Raw genomic sequence first — 17,826 nt, 5'->3', positions numbered from 1 at the left:
ACGAGTTACAAACAATAAAAACAGCGGTCTTCGAAAAAAGGCCTAACAGTTATCCGAGGGGGGAAGAACATTTTCACAAAATTATGTATAAACACAGGATTTTTAGTCTTATTTTTTGTGTACGCTGGCGTATTTCCCGTGAACAGATAGTTTTTGCAGTTTGCCGAATTTCGTGTAGGTTTGAAACGTTCATGCCCCGTGCTGTTAAAATCCACATAACCAGCATAATATATACGGGCAGTATCCTGTAATGTGAAATCAAAACTTAAATACCAAGATGAAAAAAGGAATTATTGTAATTGTTGTCCTGATCTTATTAGGCATGTTTGGCTGCAGCAAGTACAACGGGCTGGTAAAAATGGACGAGCAAGTCAAAAATAAATGGGCGGATGTAGAGAGCCAGTACCAACGCCGGGCCGACCTGATCCCGAACCTGGTGAGCACGGTAAAGGGCGCTGCCGACTTTGAGAAAACAACACTGACGCAGGTGATAGAAGCCCGCGCCAAAGCCACCCAGGTTACGGTAGACCCCGACAACCTGACCCCTGAAAAGATCCAGCAGTTCCAGCAGGCGCAGGGACAGCTCAGCACGGCGCTGGGCCGCTTACTGGCCGTAGCGGAAAGCTACCCCCAGTTGAAGGCCAACCAGAACTTCCTGGACCTGCAGGCCCAACTGGAAGGCACGGAAAACCGCATTAATGTTGCCCGCCGGGATTTCAACGGCGTGGTGAACCAGTACAACAGCTCGGTGCGCACTTTCCCGAACAACCTGATCGCCAGCATCAGCGGTTTCCAGCAAAAAGGCTATTTCGAGGCGCAGCCGGGATCCGAGAATGCGCCTAAAGTACAATTCTGATCAGGTTCCAGATTCCAAATCCCAAATTCCAAAAATGGGGCAGGCCACCAACAACATGGTACTGTTACCGGTAGTTAGGCGCTTACCACCACTTTGGAATTTGGATATTGGATTTTGGGATTGCTAACCTTTTAGCTATGCGATTATTCCCGTTCAACAAAAAAGAGCTGCTGCAGGAAGCGGAAAAAAACCGGCTGGTGCAGGCTATCCGCTCGGCGGAAAGGCTAACCAGCGGGGAAATAAGACTATTTGTAGAAAGCCGCTGCGCTTATGTGGACCCCATGGACCGGGCACAGGAAATATTCCTGTCACTCGGCATGGAAAAGACCCGGCAGCGCAACGGTGTGCTTTTGTACATAGCGCTGAAAGACCACCAGTTTGCCATCCTGGGCGACCAGGGCATTCATGAAAAGGTGGGCAATACCTTCTGGCAAAAGGAAGCCCTGCTGCTGAAACAGCATTTTACCCAGAGCAGGGTGGTAGAAGGTATGGAAACATGCATTAAAGAGATCGGGGAATCGCTGCAACTGCACTTCCCCTACTCCTCCGGCGAGGATGAGAACGAACTGCCGGATGATATTATACTGGGGAAATAAGCGATAAAAAAGACAAAAATTCACAGATGAAACACTGCTGGTTATGGTTAGGCATACTATTGATAACAGGTTTGCAGGTCTTTGCACAGGAAATACCACCCAGGCCCAACCCGCCCAGGCTGGTAAACGACCTGGCCGGCGTGCTGCTGCGCCAGGAGGCGGAAGCACTGGAAAACAAGCTGGTAGCCTATAATGACAGCACCTCCACCCAGATTGCTATTGTTACTGTTAATACCACCGGCGACTACGATATCAGCGAGGTAGCCCTGAAGATATTGCGCGACTGGGGCGTAGGTTCCAGGGAAAAGAACAACGGCCTGGTGATACTTGCGGCCATAGAGGACCGCCGGGTGCGGATAGAGACCGGGTACGGCCTGGAAGGAGCGGTACCGGATGCCATTGCCAACCGCATTATTGACGGGATCATTGTGCCCAATTTCCGGGAAGGCCATTATTACCAGGGGCTGGATGAGGCGGTGGATGCCATTGAAAAGGCCGCTGCTGGGGAATATAAAGGCATTCCCAAAAAGAAAAAGCCCGTTAGCGGCGGCTCCATTTTTGTACTGATCGTTATTGCCGTAATACTGTTGTCTATCTTTAACAACCGCGGCGGCGGCGGCACGTCTATTAACCGCAGAGGCTGGGGCGGATGGGGAGGATTTCCCATGGGCGGCGGTTTCGGCGGCGGCAGCCGTGGTGGCTGGGGAGGCGGCGGTGGCGGCTTCGGTGGGTTTGGCGGCGGCTCCGGCGGTGGCGGCGGCGCCAGTGGCAGTTGGTAGTAATAACGGGATAAAACGTGACGCATGCTGTATATGCACGTTCTTAATGGCGATGCTACTTTAACCCTGTTCCGTCAAAGCAATATACGGGGAGAGATCGTGGTATGCCGTGAAATGATGTGCGAAGGCAAAGTAAAATATACGGACGACCCTGCCGATTTTTTCGCATCCCGCTCCAAACACCTGGAATACCATTACGGCATTGACAAACAAACCTATTTTACCAATGTGGTGAAAGAGCTGGAGCAGTTGGCAAACGTTACCCGCGAGGCAGAAGTAGTGCTGTGGTTCGAGTTTGATCTTTTCTGCCAGGTCAACCTGCTGTTTGTGCTGCATTACCTGCGCTCCCAGCTCAGCACACTTCCCCGGATCAGCATGGTGTCCATTGACCAGCACCCGGAGGTGCCGGATTTCCGGGGACTGGGCTTATTAATGCCCTACCATTTTCCCGCTTTATTCGAGGAGCGCATTTACCTGGAGGAGGCGGACCTGGCCCTGGCGGAGCGGGCCTGGCAGGCCTATTGCCAGGGCGATCCTTTGACCCTGGAAGCCATCAGCCGGGAGCCGGGCGGACACCTGCCCTTCCTGGGGCCGGCGCTCAGGGCGCACCTGCAGCGGCTGCCTTCTGCTGAGAACGGGCTGAATGCCATTCAAAGCTATTTCCTGCGCAAGCTGGCGGTATCCAGCCAGCGCTGGCACGACCTGTACGCCCAGTTCTGGACCGATATGAAGCTGTACGGCTTTGGCGATTTTCAACTGGACATTTATCTGCAGCGGATGCGCAGCGCGGGCCTCATCACCCAGCAGGATGCCCTGTTATCCATCACCGGCCTGGGCCGGGAAATGCTGAATAATGAAGAAAACTACCTGGATTATATCTCGCTGGAGCACCGCTGGCTGGGCGGACTGCGCCTGCTGCACAGCCCCTGGAGATGGAGTGAAAGACAGGGTACGGTAGTTAAAGCGGAATAGTGCGCCAGTTCAATCCTCTACGAGCGGGAACCACAAATTTACCCGGGTACCGGCGGGCTGGCCGGCATCATCAAAAATATCCTCAATATCAAAGCAGGCATCCATATTAAAGCGGCTGTTGTACAGCGAGAGCCGGTCGCGGGTGATCTGCAGGCCCCTGGAAGCGTGGGTGTAGCCGCTCTGCAGCTTGAGCGCAGCGGATTTTTGCCGGCCCACTCCATTATCTTCTATTACGCATAATATCCGGTCCTGCATTTTGGTGAAGGACAATTGCAGGCAGCCCCCCTCCTTCCTGTGCAGCAACCCGTGCCAGATGGCGTTCTCAATGAAGGGCTGTATGATCATCGCGGGTATCTCGGTGAAATCGGGATCCAGCGCGGGGTCTATACTGATCCGGTAGCTGAACTGGTCTGCAAAGCGCAGCTTCTCCAGCTCTATATAGTTCTCCAGCATGCTCACCTCTTTGGAAATGGGAATGGTATTGAGCTGGGAGTGGTCCAGCACGCTGCGGATCAGGCGGGCAAAGCGGTTCAGGTAATTCAGGGCCTGCTCCGTTTCGCTTTTCATCATAAAGGTCTGGATGGAATTAAGGGCGTTAAAGATGAAGTGCGGGTTCATCTGCGCCCGCAGGGCCTTCATTTCCAATTGCGCGATCTTCTGCTGCATGGCAGCCCGCTGCCGCGCTTCCTTTTTAATATAGTAAATACGCGCCCGGAAATAAACATATACCAGCGCGGCAATGGCTGCCAGCACCAGCAGGCGGAACCAGTTGGTTTGCCAGAAGGCCGGTTTTATGATGATCCGCTGGGAGGTGGTCTTCTCGGAAAAAGTACCGGCGGCGTTTACGCTGCGCACCTTAAAGGTATAACTGCCTGGGGGCAGGTTGGTGTATTTGGCGATCAACAGGCCGTCGGCGCTTACCCAGTCCGGGTCCAGCCCCTCCAACTGGTAGTAGTAGCGGATCTTTTCGTGATGATACTGCAGGCTTTTAAACTCGATGGAGATAAAATTCTGCTGGTAGGAAAGCGCTACCGGCTCCCGTGTCAGTTGTATGGTACTGTCCAGCGCCTTGAACGTGAGGATGGTCACATCCGGCGGGGGCGGCGCTACTTTCAGCACGGCCGGGTCAAAGGCCAGGAAATGGTCGGAAGCGCCGGCCAGCAGCCGGCCGTCCTTCAGTTGTATAATGCGCCGGCGCACCCTGCGGTTGTTGTCTATGATATTATCGCCCTGCACAAAGGTTTCCAGCTCAAACTGCCGGCGGTGAAAACGGTAAAACCCGTACGGCGTGGTAAACCAGATGCCGTCACTGGCATCTGCGCGCATGCTGAGCACCCATTCATCAAACAGCACCCCGTTGATCTTCAGGGGCTGCACGGTGTGGCGCCGGGTATTGAATACCCATATGCCATGATCGGTGCCGGCTACCAGCGTGGTGTCATCCGGTTTATAGAGGCAGGTAATATTATTTACGGAGCGCGCGCCGTCCCTGAAAATATCCCTGGTCACCACCTGGCCGCGGTGCTTGTTGAACAGCACCAGCCCGGCATTACTGGTAGCCAGCCACAGGAGAGAGTCATTCTGTCCTGCGATATCCATCACGGACGTTTGCCGCTGTATATTGTCCAGTAGCTGCGGGTAGCCATAAGCGGTGTCCCGCTGCGGGTTCCAGCGCGCCAGGCCTCTTTTGTACAGTCCCACCCATATGCAGGTATCGTCCTCCACGTAAAGGCTCATCAGGGTCTGGTCCTGGAAGGCGCGGGGGCGGTGATGCGCCAGGAATTTCCCCTGCCGGGGATCAAACTCGGAAAGGTAGCCATTCTCCTGGCCTACCAGGATGCGCCCGTCGGGCATCTCTGCAAAGCTCCATACCAGGCTGCGTCCTTCCGGTATCGCATAGGCAGGAGCCGCCTCCCCGTAAGTAAAGTTCCGTTTCAGTCCCAGCCGGCCATCGAGCCAACTGAAGCCCTGGCCCCAGTAGCCCACATATATATCGCCGTTAGTGGCCTGGAAAAGGTCCGTTACCTCCGCCCTGGGCAGGCGCAGGCGGGTGCCGCTGAATTCGGTGCGGTGGTCCATCAGGCGGAAAGTAGGATTGTGCAGGCTGAGTATGTTCACCCCTTTATCCGTGCCTATCCATAAATGCCCTTCCCGGTCTGCCAGCAGGCAATTGGACTCAAAATCATAGTGTAGCCCCAGGTCGTCTGCATTGTCTGCGCGGATGTTCTTCATAAACTGCTGCCGGCTGTCGTCAAAGCGGGCTATGCCATCCTGCTCGGTAGCCACCCATATGTTATGTTCCTGGTCGGCGGTAATGTCAAATATCTCTCCCATCTTATACACCTGCAGGTCCCGGGAAGCGGGATTATACCGGTAAAGGCCGGCCCCGCGGGAGGCTATCCAGAGGTGGTGCTGCTGGTCGATAAAGAACTTGCGGATGCTCCTGCCGATGGTGAACACCGGTAGCTGCGCGGGATTGTTGTCCGCGCTATACAGGCGCTTCCGATCGCGGGACAGCAGGAAGATGCCTTTTACGCCACTGATCCAGAGCTGCCCCTCCTGGTCCTCTATGATGGCGCTGTTCATTTGCAGGCGCTGCGGTTCCGGTATGAGGGCCGGTTTTTCAAAGCGGCGCGTGCTGTCATTAAAGCGCAGCAGCCCTTCCTGGGTAGTGGCCCATATTACACCGGCGTGGTCCTCTACAATGTGGCTGCATTGCAGGTTGCCCTGCAGGGATGGCAGTATGTCTACTTTCAGCGCCTCCGCGCCGCTGGTAGCGGGGTCGTATACATGAATGTTATCGGGCGCGCCCATCCAGATACGGCCTTTGCTGTCCTCGCAGAGGCAGATGTCGTCATAATAAATGGAGCCGGGCACCTTGTCAAAGCTGGCCACCGTGATCAGGTTGCTGCCGTCATAACGCTGCAGGGCGGTACTGGCAATCCATATAAACCCTCTCCTGTCCTGTAAAATAGCCGACACGTGATTGCTGGCAAGCCCATTCTGGATATTCAGGTGGGAGAACTTGTAGGAATTGGGAGGTTCCTGGGCTGCGGCGGGCGGAGAAAAATATACAATGGTAAATATTAAATGTAAAATGACAAATGTAAAACGTGGTATACCTATCTCAACGTAACATCGCCGCCTCAATAGCAACTTGCCACCAACTTTTACATTTATCATTTTATATTTATCATTTTACATTCAGTATCTATACTATATACCTTTCAGCACATAAGCCGCCACGGTATTGCCATTAAAGGTAGGTATGTAAACTATTTTCTCTTGAGGATTGTAACCGATATCGGCCGTGTTCAGCCCTTTATCCCGGGTATCCAGCAGTTTGGTAGCAGTACCGGCGCCGGCATCGACATAAAATACTTCGCCCGGCCAGCAAGATACAATGAATTCCCCAGGTTTCACGGGCTCTATGCCGTCCACGCTTTTGCTCACGTCTGCCAGCTTTTTAAGGGTATTGTCCTGCTGCAGTTGGAACAGCGCACCATCCGCCAGCACATAAAAAGCGCCGCCGGGCAATAACAGCAGGCCATTGGGCCCCTTCAGCCCTTCCAACAGGGTGGTGACCTCGCCATGCTTATACCGGTGCACTTTGCCCACGCGGGTATCCGATACATATACGGTACCCTTATTGTCAATGGCAATATCATTGAGGAATACGCTGCCTGCTACGGGAATGCGCTGCACGATGCTGCCCTGGGCAATGTCTATCACCACGATGTCTGTCAGGTCTGCCACATACAGCCGGTTCTTATAAATACCCATCCCTTTGGGGGCATTCAGCCCGCTCACCCATTCCATTTCCAGCACCTTGCCTTCGGGCGACAGGCGGGAGATAAAGCCCCGTCCGTCCTTTTCATTACTGGCGCCCTGTATGTTGGCTACATACAGCACATTGCGCTTTGCATCATAATAAACGGATTCCGGCACCTGCATGATGGTGTCTGTTTCCCATTGCTTTTCCAGTGTCAGGGATGGCTGCTGGGCAACAGCCAGGGAAGCGGGGAAACACAGGCAGGCAACAATGGCTGATCGGAGGAGGATGTTCGGTTTCATCTGCAATTTACTTTTTAAAACGGCCAGGTACAATCTACCATGATAAAGCTATATCATGGCTATTTTCATAACGGTGAATATTATTTAAATGTAATAAATGTTCACATAGGAAAGAAGCGGAAATTAACGGTTAATGGCGGCCTTATACCGCTCCTCATCAAACTCCCGCTCGCTTTTGGCCACTACAATGGTAGCCACGCCATTGCCTATCAGGTTGGTAATGGCCCTGGCCTCGGACATAAAGCGGTCCACGCCTATCAATATGGCCAGCCCTTCTACCGGTATCACTTTAATGACCGTCAGCGTAGAAGCCAGCACAATAAAACCACTGCCGGTAATGCCGGCGGCGCCTTTGGAGGTCACTACCAGTATGCCGATGATGGTCAGCTCCTGCCCCAGGCTGAGGGGCACGTTAAAGACCTGCGCCAGGAATATCACAGCCATGGACAGGTAGATGCTGGTGCCGTCCAGGTTAAAGGAGTAGCCGGCCGGTATTACCAGCCCCACCACGGAGCGGGAACAGCCCAACTGCTCCAGGCGCTCCATCATACCGGGCAGCGCGGATTCGGAGGAGGAGGTACCCAGCACCAGCAATATCTCGTTACGCACAAATTTCAGGTACTGCCAGAGGCTGAAGCGGTAGGCGCGCGCTATCAGGCCCAGGCCGCCGAAAATAAAGACGATCATGGTGAGGTACACGCATACCATCAGCTTTACCAGCGGTATCAGCGCCGCTGCGCCAAAATTGCCGATGGTGTAGGCCATACCGCCAAAGGCGCCCAGGGGAGCCAGCCGCATGATCACCTTCAGGATGTTGAAGAACACCTGTGATATCCTGTCAAACGAATGCAGCAGCGGCATGCCCCCATCTTTCATTTTGGTAACGCCGTAGCCGAACAGGATGGCGAATACCAGCACCTGCAGGATATCTCCCTTGGCAAAAGCGTCCACCACGTTGGAGGGAACAATGTGCAGGAAAAACTCCCCCCAGTTCATGCCGCCCGCTTCCTGCTCTATTTTGGCGACCTCCGACACATTTACATGGGTAAAAGCCACGCCATGACCGGGTTTCAGCCAGTTGGCCACCACCAGCCCTATTACAATGGCCAGCGTGGTCACGATCTCGAAATACAGCAGGGCCTTGCCGCCTACCCGGCCCACCTTCTTCATATCGCCCATGCGGGCAATGCCCAGCACAATGGTCAGGAAAATGATGGGGGCTATCAGCATCTTGATGAGGTTAATGAAAATTTCGCTGATCAGCTTACCGGTACCGGCAATGCCCGGGAAAAGCAACCCGGCCAGCACGCCGAGTATGATGGCAACAAGTACCTGGAAATAGAGATGACGGAAGAGTTTTTTCATAGAGGACCTAATGTACAAAAAAGACCTGACAGGTTTTAAAAACCAGCCAGGTCTCCGTACTACTATCTGGTGTGCGAGGATCTATGCGTTGATAGCTGCAATGCCGGGTAGCTCCTTGCCTTCAAAGAATTCCAGCATGGCGCCGCCACCGGTGGATACATAGCTTACTTTATCCGCCAGGCCGAACTGGTTTACGGCCGCTACGGAATCGCCGCCACCCACCAGGGAGAAAGCGCCTTTGGCCGTAGCGCTCACAATGGCGTCTGCAATGGCTTTGGTGCCTGCCTGGAAAGGCTTCATTTCAAACACGCCCATGGGACCGTTCCATAAAATGGTTTTGGACTGGCCGATCACCTCTCCAAACTGCTGTACGGATTTTTCGCCAATATCCAGTCCCATCCAGCCGGCGGGAATGTTATCATTGGATACTGCCTGCGTACTGGCATCTTCGGCAAACTTGTCGGCCGCCACGGAGTCCACGGGCAGCAGCAGGGCTACGCCTTTGGCTTTGGCCTTGGCCAGCAGCTCGTTGGCCAGGTCCAGCTTGTCGTTCTCGCAGAGGGAGTTCCCGATCTCCTTGCCCTGGGCTTTCAGGAAGGTGTAGGCCATACCGCCGCCAATGATAATGTTATTGGCCTTTTCCATCAGGTTCTCTATGATCAGTATTTTGTCGCTTACCTTTGCGCCGCCGAGGATGGCGGTAAAGGGCCTTTCTGCATTATGCAGCACTTTTTCCGCGTTGCTTACCTCGGCTTCCATCAGGAGGCCGAACATGCGGGCATCTGCCGGGAAGTATTGGGCAATAACGGCCGTAGAGGCGTGCGCGCGGTGGGCGGTGCCGAAGGCGTCGTTTACATATACATCCCCCAGTTTGGCCAACTGCTGGGCAAAGGCGGCATCACCTTTTTCCTCCTGTTTGTGAAAACGCAGGTTTTCCAGCAGCAGCACTTCGCCCATTTGCAGGTTGGACGCAGCTTCTTCCGCCACCGGGCCAATGCAGTCTTCCGCAAATTTCACGGTAACGCCATCCAGCAGTTTTACCAGGCGGTATACCAGGTGTTTCAGGGAATACTTTTCTGTAGGTCCTTCCTTGGGCCGGCCCAGGTGCGACATCAGGATAACGGCGCCACCATCCTGCAGGATCTTTTTGATGGTAGGCACGGCGGCACGCATGCGGGTATCGTCGGTGATCTCGTACTTTTCGTTCAGCGGAACGTTGAAATCCACGCGTACCACGGCTTTGTGGCCCCTGAAACTATAATCGGAAAATTTACTCATAGTGATGGATTGAAACGTGAAGGAGGAAAATGTGAAAGGTGAAGCGTGAAAGGTGAACGGGTTCACTCTTCACACTTCACCTTTCACGATTATATGGCTTATGCTTATTTGCTGATCAGCTCTGCAAAGTACTTAACGGTACGAACCAGTTGGGAAACATAGCTCATTTCGTTATCGTACCAGGATACAGTTTTCACCAACTGGGTGTCGCCTACGGTCACGATCTTGGTCTGCGTGGCGTCGAACAGGGAGCCGTAGCGTATACCGATGATGTCGGAGCTTACGATCTCGTCTTCGTTGTAGCCGTAAGATTCGTTGGCAGCGGCCTTCATGGCGGCGTTCACTTCTTCCACGGTTACTTTTTTGGCCAGGACGGTGGTCAGCTCGGTGAGAGAGCCGGTGATGGTGGGCACGCGTTGTGCACCGCCATCCAGCTTGCCTTTCAGCTCGGGCAGTACCAGGCCGATGGCTTTGGCGGCGCCGGTGCTGTTGGGCACGATGTTGGCGGCGGCGGCACGGGCACGGCGCAGGTCGCCTTTAGCGTGCGGCGCATCCAGGGTATTCTGGTCATTGGTATAAGCGTGGATGGTGGTCATCTGACCGGCCACGATACCGAATGTGTCGTTCATTACCTTGGCCATGGGCGCCAGGCAGTTGGTGGTGCAGGAAGCGCAGGAGATCACGGTTTCGCTGCCATCCAGTGTTTCATGGTTTACATTGAAAACGATGGTCTTCAGGTCGCCGGTAGCGGGGGCAGAGATCACTACCCTTTTGGCGCCGGCAGCCAGGTGAGCTTCCGCCTTGGTTTTATCTGTGAAGAAGCCGGTGCATTCGATCACCACATCTATGTTGTGCTCTTTCCAGGGAATCTGTGAGGGGTCTTTCTGCGCGTATATATTCACTGTATCGCCATTAACGGAGATGGCATTCTCGGTGGATTTCACCTCGGCGTCAAACCTACCCTGCGCGGAATCATATTTCAGCAGATGAGCCAGCACCTTGGGGCTGGTGAGGTCATTGATCGCTACCACGTCAATTCCGGGCATGTTGTAGATCTGGCGGTATACCAGACGGCCGATACGACCGAACCCATTAATACCGATTTTAAGAGTCGTTCCCATTTTACACTGTAGTTTGAATTGAAAAATAGAGATGCGAATTTACAAGCAATACAGGGATTAATCAATAGAAATTTGGGTTAAGTAATTTTTTTTTGGAAATATGCCGGCAGGTATTACCTTTGCAATCCCAAAACATACCAGCCGCGTTGGTCAAGGGGTTAAGACGCATCCCTTTCACGGATGAATCACGGGTTCGATTCCCGTACGCGGTACAGCAGGGCGCTGGCGCTCAAATTTTACGGGGCTGCTCATAAACGAGCAGCCCTTTTTATTAGAAAGCAGGGTAAGCCACCTCGGTTCAAGGTCAACAACGGGCCGGGAATCCATTAATCCGCCGCTTCATTATCCCGGCCAGATCCCGGCCGATCACCCGCCAGGTTCACGTGCTGCTGTGATTGTTGCTTTAAGACCAGGTTCCGCAAGCGTTCTTCATGTTCATCGCCCCACTGGCCCAAAAGGCTAATGACGGGGATCAGGGTTTTCCCAAATTCGGTCAAGCTGTATTCTACTTTTGGCGGCATAACAGGATAAATGACTTTTGAAACCAGCTCATGGCCTTCCAGTTCATTCAACTGAACGTTCAGCACCCTCCGGGAAGCATCGGGTATCTTCCGCTGCAATTCGCTTGGCCGTTTGTAACCTTCGTTGATAAACCACAGCAAACGTATCTTCCATTTGCCGTACAGTACTTCCGCCACCAGGTCCAGACCGCAATTAAAGTTCACAGGAATCTTTCTTTCATACATATTATAAAATTAATACAATGCTCTAAAAGGCACAATAGGGAGAAATTTCTCTGTATACGATTCGGTTTGCCGTTATTGTAAGAGACCATTGCCTTGCTGAACTTCGCATAAATAATTTATGCAAGCATGGAGCAGCATTTCAATTTCAACAATGAATTAAAAGGCAAAATCGCCCTGGTCACCGGAGGTACAAAGGGAGCAGGGAAAGCCATTGCACAACGGCTATTGATGGCCGGCGCAACCGTTATTATAACCGCCAGAAATGAACCGGGAGAAGAAAATCCCAATTTTCATTTTATCCAGGCTGATCTAAGCACGGCCGCCGGCGCACAAAAAGTAGGCGGCGAAATAAAGAACAGGTTTGGCGGCCTGGACATCCTGGTCAATAATTTGGGAGGGTCCGAAACAAAAGGCGGCGGCTACGCCGTATTAACCGATGAGGACTGGGTAACCGCTTTGCAAACAAACCTCCTGGCACCGGTACGGCTGGATAAGGAGTTTTTGCCCGGAATGATGGAGCAGAAGAGCGGCGTGATCATTCATATAGCATCCATTCAGGCCAGGTTGCCCTTGTATGATAGTACATTACCGTATGCGGCCGCCAAAGCAGGCTTGCTGAATTATAGCAAAGGGCTGTCCAACGAAGTGGCGGCCAAAGGTATCCGCGTATTGACCGTATCTCCTGGCTGGATTATGACTACTGCTTCAACGAGGATGATGGAACGCATAGCCACAAGTTCAAATATCACAGTCGAAGAAGCCACACAAAGTGTAATGGATGCTTTGGGTGGTATACCATTCGGCAGACCGGCACAACCTGAAGAAGTTGCAGAACTGGTTGGTTTTCTGGTTTCGCCAAGAGCGCAATATTTGACAGGAACAGAATATGTAATTGACGGGGGAACGCTTCCCACCATTTAGCGACCTCTCCATCCCTATCCGCCGCAACATCCGGCGCATCCTGCGGTTCATGGGAACAGTGGATTTACAGCGCCTGCATATACTCCCGGTACCGGTTATACAAATGCCCTGCCTGCAAATAAGCAGACTGCGGGCTCATGAAATGGGAGAACTCAAAGGTAATGGCCTTATTATACCCGGCCCGGCGTGCGGCTTCCAGCTTCAGGCGCAGCTTTTCAAACTTGATGGGGAGGAACTTGATGGGCATGTCCCGGTCAAAGCTTTCTGCATTGGTCCAGCATTGCAGGCCAAAGCGATCCGCCATTACTTTGTTAACGGCAAAGAAATCATCCAACTCGTGGTAGTCAATGTGCCCGTCCTGGAAAGCCACGGCATCCACCGCTCCGCTTACGCCTTCAAATATTTCGCTCCACTCCTGCTCATGCTCCTTCAGGGAAACAGCCGCTTCCCTGGTTAGCGAAGCCGAGGCGGCCATAACTGCTTTCCTGCCGTCTATCCAGGGGGAGATAAGTGTGGGCAGGCCATTGCTTACCTGCTTGCATTGCAGTCCCAGGGTGCGAAAGGCGTCCGTAGCTCCTTTGGTCTTGCGGCTGATCTCCATGCTCAGGTACCAGCCCCGGAAACTTTGGTGATGCCCGTAGCGCTGCCATACTTCCTCTATCACAAAACGGTTGCTGTCTATTTCATGCTGCATATTACCGGTGTCCCAGTATTTACCGCTGTCATAGAGGCCAAAGTAGAACTGCATGCCCATTTCATCCGCCAGTTGCAGGAACAGCTCCACCAGGTCCACCGGCGGCGCGTAGCAGCCGTGCTCCTGTATAAGATAGGTGGAAGGATAGGTAATAAAGCGCCGGTAACCGCTGCGTATCAGTATAACGGTATCAATGCCGATGGCTTTCATATGCTCAAAATCCCTGCGCCACTCCGCAGCGCCCCAGTTCTGGTGAGGGATATCATGGCTGATCTCGTCCAGGAAGGTACCTGTGATCTTCATAATGCTTTACAATAATTTTTTGTCTGCTAATATCTTTTTCCAAAGCAGGTATCCTTCGGCGGTCAGGTGCAGCCCGTCGTTGGTGTATTGCCTGTCCAGCCGGCCCTCACCGTCCAGCATGGCGCGGTGCAGGTCTACATAGGTGCATTGCTGTTCCTTTGCCAGTTGCTGCAGGAAGCTGTTCACCGCCTGTATATGGGCTTCCTTATGCTGGTGCCGCGGGAATTCCGTGAAGGTATCGTTGGTGGGCAACAGGCTTTGTATATAAAGCCTGGTTTGCGGCAGCGCTGCCTTCAGCCGTTTGATAATGGCGGCATAGTTTGCTTCGATCACGCTGTCCGGCACACCGGCGGCTATATCATTAATACCGATCATGATGAACACCTTGGCCGGCTTGCGGCGGATCACCTCCTGCAGGCGGGCCAGCACGCCGAAAGTTTTGTCGCCGCTGATGCCCATGTTCTTCATCTTGCTGCTCTTGAACAGGTCCGCCCATTCAGCGATATCGGTAATGCTGTCGCCCAGGAAAATGATCTCTCCTGTTTCGGCATCGGGTATCAGCCGGTACTGCGACACCTTCTGCCGGTAATAGGTGTTGTTATAAGCAGTATCGTATTGCAGCACGCCGGCCATGCCTTCCTGCTTCTCTACTATGTGCAGCGGCACCTGTTCTTTGCCCTGTACGGCGTTCTGCATGAAAGCATCCATTTCCCTGAACTTCCTGAACATGTAGCTGCTTACCTCATGCCCTTTCCCTTCATAGGTGTACAGGGTTATTGGCCAGCGCTTTTTCTGCATGTCGGCAAACAAGGTATAGGAGCCGGACATCATCACCCAGCCGGCATCCTTTGCATTGCAATAGTGATGTGCGGCCGTAGCATAAGGCACTAGCTGATCGTTGGTGCCATGCATCAGCAACAAGGGAACGGGGGCATGGTCATATATACGGTTCATATCCAGCACCGCGCCTGCAAAAGACATCACGCCTGCGTAACGGAAGGGCTGATAAGCAGGGCGCTTTTTATTTATAAAGGGATTGAACACCAGGTTCAGCACGGTTTCTGCGCCGGCGCTGCTGCCCGCTATGAATAACTTTGCCGTATCTACCCGCAGTTCTGCGGCATGTTGGCACAGGTAAGCGGTAGCATCCCGCGCATCCTCCACAGCCAGGCGGATGGCCTTCAGCTTTTCCGGTACTACGGTGTTGCAGCCAAAGCTTTTGCCAGCCAGGTACAGGCGGTATTTGATCACGAATATGTTATATCCCATTTTAGCCAGTCCTTCGGCAAAAGGAGCCTGGTTCACCGGGTCGCCGCCGGTAAAGCCGCCGCCATGCACAAACAGCACGGATATGCCATTGGCCTGCCCCTGCGGCTGGTAGTGATCAAACCACAAAGTATCGGCATCTTTCACTGCGTACACCGTGCGTGCAGGCTGTTGGGCATACAGGCCCGGCGGCAGCCATAATAATGCCCATGCCAGGGAGAGGTACCATTTCCTTTTATTCATAACGTTTGCTTTTTTTCCTTTCATATAGCCGTCACAGGTACTTGCGCGCTTTCAGGTAAGCCACCCATATCACGTACCCGGCCGGCTTCAGGTGTATGCCGTCTGCTGTCAGCTCCGCCTTCAGGTCGCCATGGCCGTCGGCAAATATCTCGTGCAGGTTGAGGTAGGGCAGGCGGTATTTGTCAGCGATCTGCCGTATGCCCGCATTCAACTGCAGGATGCTGTCCTTTTTGTTTTTAAGATAAGGTGCTTTGGTCAGCGGCTCATTCAAAGGTAATACGCTTTGTACGTAAATTTTTGTTTTGGGGGAATGCCTGCGGATATAGCTGATGATACGGTCGTAGTTCCGGAGTATCACCGCTTTGGGCAGGCCCCTGCTCAGGTCATTGATGCCGATGAGGAGGAACAGCTTGCGTGGCGAAGCGGCTACTACGCCCTCCAGGCGGGCCAGCACGCCAAAGGTGTTATCGCCGCCAATGCCGCGGTTCATTACTTTTACACCGGGCAGCAGCTCGCCCCAGGCGCCGCGCTCCGTAATGCTGTTGCCCAGGAACACGATGGCGTTCTTCTGCAACGGCAGGGAATTGAACAGCTCCATTCTGCCCTGGTAATAGGTATTGGCATAGCTGCTGTCTATTTGCCGGGCGGCAGCCCTGCCGGCCAGCCCCAGGCAGATACCGGCGCAGAGGGCCAGGCGTAAGCATACATACTTCATATAAACTATACTTTATTCGTTATACAGCGGTGATCTTCAGGCGGTCGTACCAGGTAAACCTGAGCACGGCCATACAAACGATCCATACCGCGGCGGCAATACATCCTTTGCCAATATAGCCGAACACAAAACACACCGGCATGATCACCATGCTCATCTGCCAGCAGATGCCTACCAGCACGTTCAGCATATCCCATTTAAACTGGCGGTTGGGCACAAAAGCAGGATCGGCCTGCCGCACCCACTGCAAAACCGGCCGCCACCAGCCCCAGGGACGGGTATTGGCGTAGAAGGTGGTCAGCGTTTCCCTGGCGGGCGGCGGCGTCAGCAGGCAGCCGATGATGCTGGCCGATATGGATAGCGCCAGGATGATAAAGAAAGAGATCAGCGTACCGATGCCACTGCCAAAGAGATCCTGGTAGGCTGTAAAATAATGGCTGCTCATCCAGGCCATCAGTTGGGGCACAAAAGTAGCGGACACCAGTCCGGCCAGCATGCCGGCAAAATAGCCGTAACCGTTAAAGCGCCACCACACCCATTTCAGTACATTTGAGGCCGCATAGCCCCCGTACAGTGCGGATGATATCCAGATGGTGAGCGAACTAAGCGAATCTGCAAACAGCCCGAAAAAGCAGCCCACGGCGATAATGCTTACTGATACCAGGTAGCTGCATTTTACATAATGCCGCGGCGGCGCATCCGTCCTGAAATATTTTTTATAGAAATCGTTCACCAGGTATGCCGGGGCCGCATTCACGAAAGCGGAAAAAGCGCTCATAAAGGAGGCCAGCAGCCCGGCCAGCACAATACCGCGGATGCCTGCCGGCAGGTAATGGCCTACCACCTGGCTCAGGATAGTCTCAAAATCAGGGCGGGCCTGCTCCTGCAATACCGGCATAAAAGCATTGAAACCGATCAGCGTTAAAGCGCCTACCATCATGAACAGCGGAATATACAACACCAGGTTGGTAAAGCCGGAAAGCTTGGCCGCTTCCCAGGGCCGGCGGGCGCTCAGGATGCGCTGCATGTCAAAGCCGGGTACCGGCCCGGCCAGGCTGGCGAAAATGCCTTTCCCGATCATCATCAGCACCAGCGCGCCAAACCAGGTGAAACCATCCTCCGCTATCTTGCGGTTGGCCTGCGGGAAAGTGCCACCCCAATCAATATTGAGCTTCCACTCCGGCCAGAAGGAGGTCCAACCCTGCGGCAGCCTTTGGTGCAGGCTGTCATAGTCCACTCCCTTCACGGCAAATATCACCACCAGTATGCAACTGATCACCAGTATGCCGTATTGCAGTACTTCCGTGGCTACCACGCTGTACATACCGCCCTTTACGGTATACAGCGTGGTAAGGGACACAATGATCAGCGCGTAGGTCTGCTGGCTGGTGAACAGCGCATTGGACAGGTCCCAGGGCAGCATGTTGGCGGCAAATTTCCCGATGCCTACAAACACGTAGCCGATAAACCCGATCACGCTCACCACTGCAAATATCACCACGATCATGTGCGCCAGCCGGCCGCCCCTGTCATCGCCAAAACGCTTGATGATCCAGTCCGCGCCGGTCATGGCATTGCTGCGCCGTATCCAGATAGCCAGGAACACCATCACAAATATCTGGTTCCAGATAGGCCACAGCCAGGGCAGCCATGCGGCTTTGAAGCCATAGATAAATAAAAGCGATACATAGAAAGCCGTACCGCTTACATCAAACATGCCGCTGCTGTTGCTGAAACCCAGCCAGTACCATTTAATGTTGTTATCGCCCAGGAAATAGGACTGTATGTTGCCGGAGGCTTTCTTGGATATCCAGAAGCCCAGGCCGATAATAATGACCAGGTAGGCAAGAATGATGAGTATGTCTATGGTAGCGAGATTCATGATAATATTTTAAAT

15 protein-coding genes and 1 tRNA gene are annotated in these 17,826 nt (G+C 53.4%); 6 read left to right on the top strand and 10 right to left on the bottom strand.

What is annotated here, in order from left to right:
- Window positions 1-277: 277 nt before the first annotated feature.
- From LX66_RS08850 to LX66_RS08835, 4 genes are all read left to right on the top strand, one after another.
- On the top strand, window positions 278-856 hold the full coding sequence (locus LX66_RS08850; RefSeq protein WP_145711915.1) for a LemA family protein: 579 nt from the start codon (window positions 278-280) through the stop codon (window positions 854-856).
- A 137-nt stretch (window positions 857-993) separates the two neighbouring features.
- Entirely contained in the window at window positions 994-1,452 is a 459-nt protein-coding gene (locus tag LX66_RS08845; protein WP_145711913.1) for a TPM domain-containing protein, read from the top strand.
- 26 nt (window positions 1,453-1,478) lie between these two features.
- Window positions 1,479-2,231 (top strand): TPM domain-containing protein, encoded by a 753-nt coding sequence (locus tag LX66_RS08840; protein WP_145711912.1) that lies wholly within the window; start codon window positions 1,479-1,481, stop codon window positions 2,229-2,231.
- A 24-nt stretch (window positions 2,232-2,255) separates the two neighbouring features.
- Complete coding sequence (locus LX66_RS08835) at window positions 2,256-3,203, top strand: DUF1835 domain-containing protein (RefSeq protein WP_158642580.1); 948 nt, start codon at window positions 2,256-2,258, stop codon at window positions 3,201-3,203.
- Between the two features lie 9 nt (window positions 3,204-3,212).
- Here LX66_RS08835 and LX66_RS08830 read toward each other — a convergent pair whose 3' ends face one another.
- The 5 genes from LX66_RS08830 to gap form a co-directional block, all read right to left on the bottom strand.
- Window positions 3,213-6,386: a sensor histidine kinase gene (locus tag LX66_RS08830; protein WP_145711908.1), complete on the bottom strand. Its 3,174-nt coding sequence runs from the start codon at window positions 6,384-6,386 to the stop codon at window positions 3,213-3,215.
- A 33-nt stretch (window positions 6,387-6,419) separates the two neighbouring features.
- On the bottom strand, window positions 6,420-7,277 hold the full coding sequence (locus tag LX66_RS08825; protein WP_145711905.1) for an SMP-30/gluconolactonase/LRE family protein: 858 nt from the start codon (window positions 7,275-7,277) through the stop codon (window positions 6,420-6,422).
- Between the two features lie 123 nt (window positions 7,278-7,400).
- Complete coding sequence (gene dctA, locus LX66_RS08820) at window positions 7,401-8,642, bottom strand: C4-dicarboxylate transporter DctA (RefSeq protein WP_145711902.1); 1,242 nt, start codon at window positions 8,640-8,642, stop codon at window positions 7,401-7,403.
- 81 nt (window positions 8,643-8,723) lie between these two features.
- Entirely contained in the window at window positions 8,724-9,920 is a 1,197-nt protein-coding gene (locus LX66_RS08815) for a phosphoglycerate kinase (RefSeq protein ID WP_145711900.1), read from the bottom strand.
- A gap of 104 nt (window positions 9,921-10,024) precedes the next feature.
- Window positions 10,025-11,041, bottom strand: coding sequence for a type I glyceraldehyde-3-phosphate dehydrogenase (gene gap, locus LX66_RS08810; protein WP_145711898.1), 1,017 nt, complete (start codon window positions 11,039-11,041; stop codon window positions 10,025-10,027).
- 140 nt (window positions 11,042-11,181) lie between these two features.
- On the opposite strand from gap, the gene LX66_RS08805 reads away from it, so the two are divergent.
- Window positions 11,182-11,253 (top strand) — tRNA-Glu (locus LX66_RS08805).
- A gap of 114 nt (window positions 11,254-11,367) precedes the next feature.
- Here LX66_RS08805 and LX66_RS08800 read toward each other — a convergent pair.
- Entirely contained in the window at window positions 11,368-11,787 is a 420-nt protein-coding gene (locus LX66_RS08800) for a winged helix-turn-helix transcriptional regulator (RefSeq protein WP_145711896.1), read from the bottom strand.
- Between the two features lie 126 nt (window positions 11,788-11,913).
- Here LX66_RS08800 and LX66_RS08795 point away from each other — a divergent pair, with 126 nt between their 5' ends.
- Window positions 11,914-12,708 (top strand): SDR family oxidoreductase, encoded by a 795-nt coding sequence (locus LX66_RS08795; protein ID WP_145711894.1) that lies wholly within the window; start codon window positions 11,914-11,916, stop codon window positions 12,706-12,708.
- 64 nt (window positions 12,709-12,772) lie between these two features.
- On the opposite strand, the gene LX66_RS08790 is transcribed toward LX66_RS08795, so the two are convergent.
- From LX66_RS08790 to LX66_RS08775, 4 genes are read right to left on the bottom strand one after another with little or no spacing between them, the layout of a single operon-like run.
- Entirely contained in the window at window positions 12,773-13,705 is a 933-nt protein-coding gene (locus LX66_RS08790; RefSeq protein ID WP_145711892.1) for a DUF4434 domain-containing protein, read from the bottom strand.
- Between the two features lie 6 nt (window positions 13,706-13,711).
- Entirely contained in the window at window positions 13,712-15,214 is a 1,503-nt protein-coding gene (locus tag LX66_RS08785) for a GDSL-type esterase/lipase family protein (protein ID WP_158642578.1), read from the bottom strand.
- A gap of 31 nt (window positions 15,215-15,245) precedes the next feature.
- The gene (locus LX66_RS08780) at window positions 15,246-15,929 is read right to left on the bottom strand and encodes a GDSL-type esterase/lipase family protein (RefSeq protein ID WP_145711887.1); all 684 of its coding nucleotides are present in this window, start codon (window positions 15,927-15,929) and stop codon (window positions 15,246-15,248) included.
- A 19-nt stretch (window positions 15,930-15,948) separates the two neighbouring features.
- On the bottom strand, window positions 15,949-17,811 hold the full coding sequence (locus LX66_RS08775; protein WP_145711885.1) for a sodium:solute symporter family protein: 1,863 nt from the start codon (window positions 17,809-17,811) through the stop codon (window positions 15,949-15,951).
- Between the last annotated feature and the right edge of the window lie 15 nt (window positions 17,812-17,826).

Source organism: Chitinophaga japonensis, assembly GCF_007830125.1.
Lineage (GTDB): Bacteria > Bacteroidota > Bacteroidia > Chitinophagales > Chitinophagaceae > Chitinophaga > Chitinophaga japonensis.
Note: the sequence above shows the minus strand (reverse complement) of the source record. Positions and strands in the feature narration are given on the sequence as shown.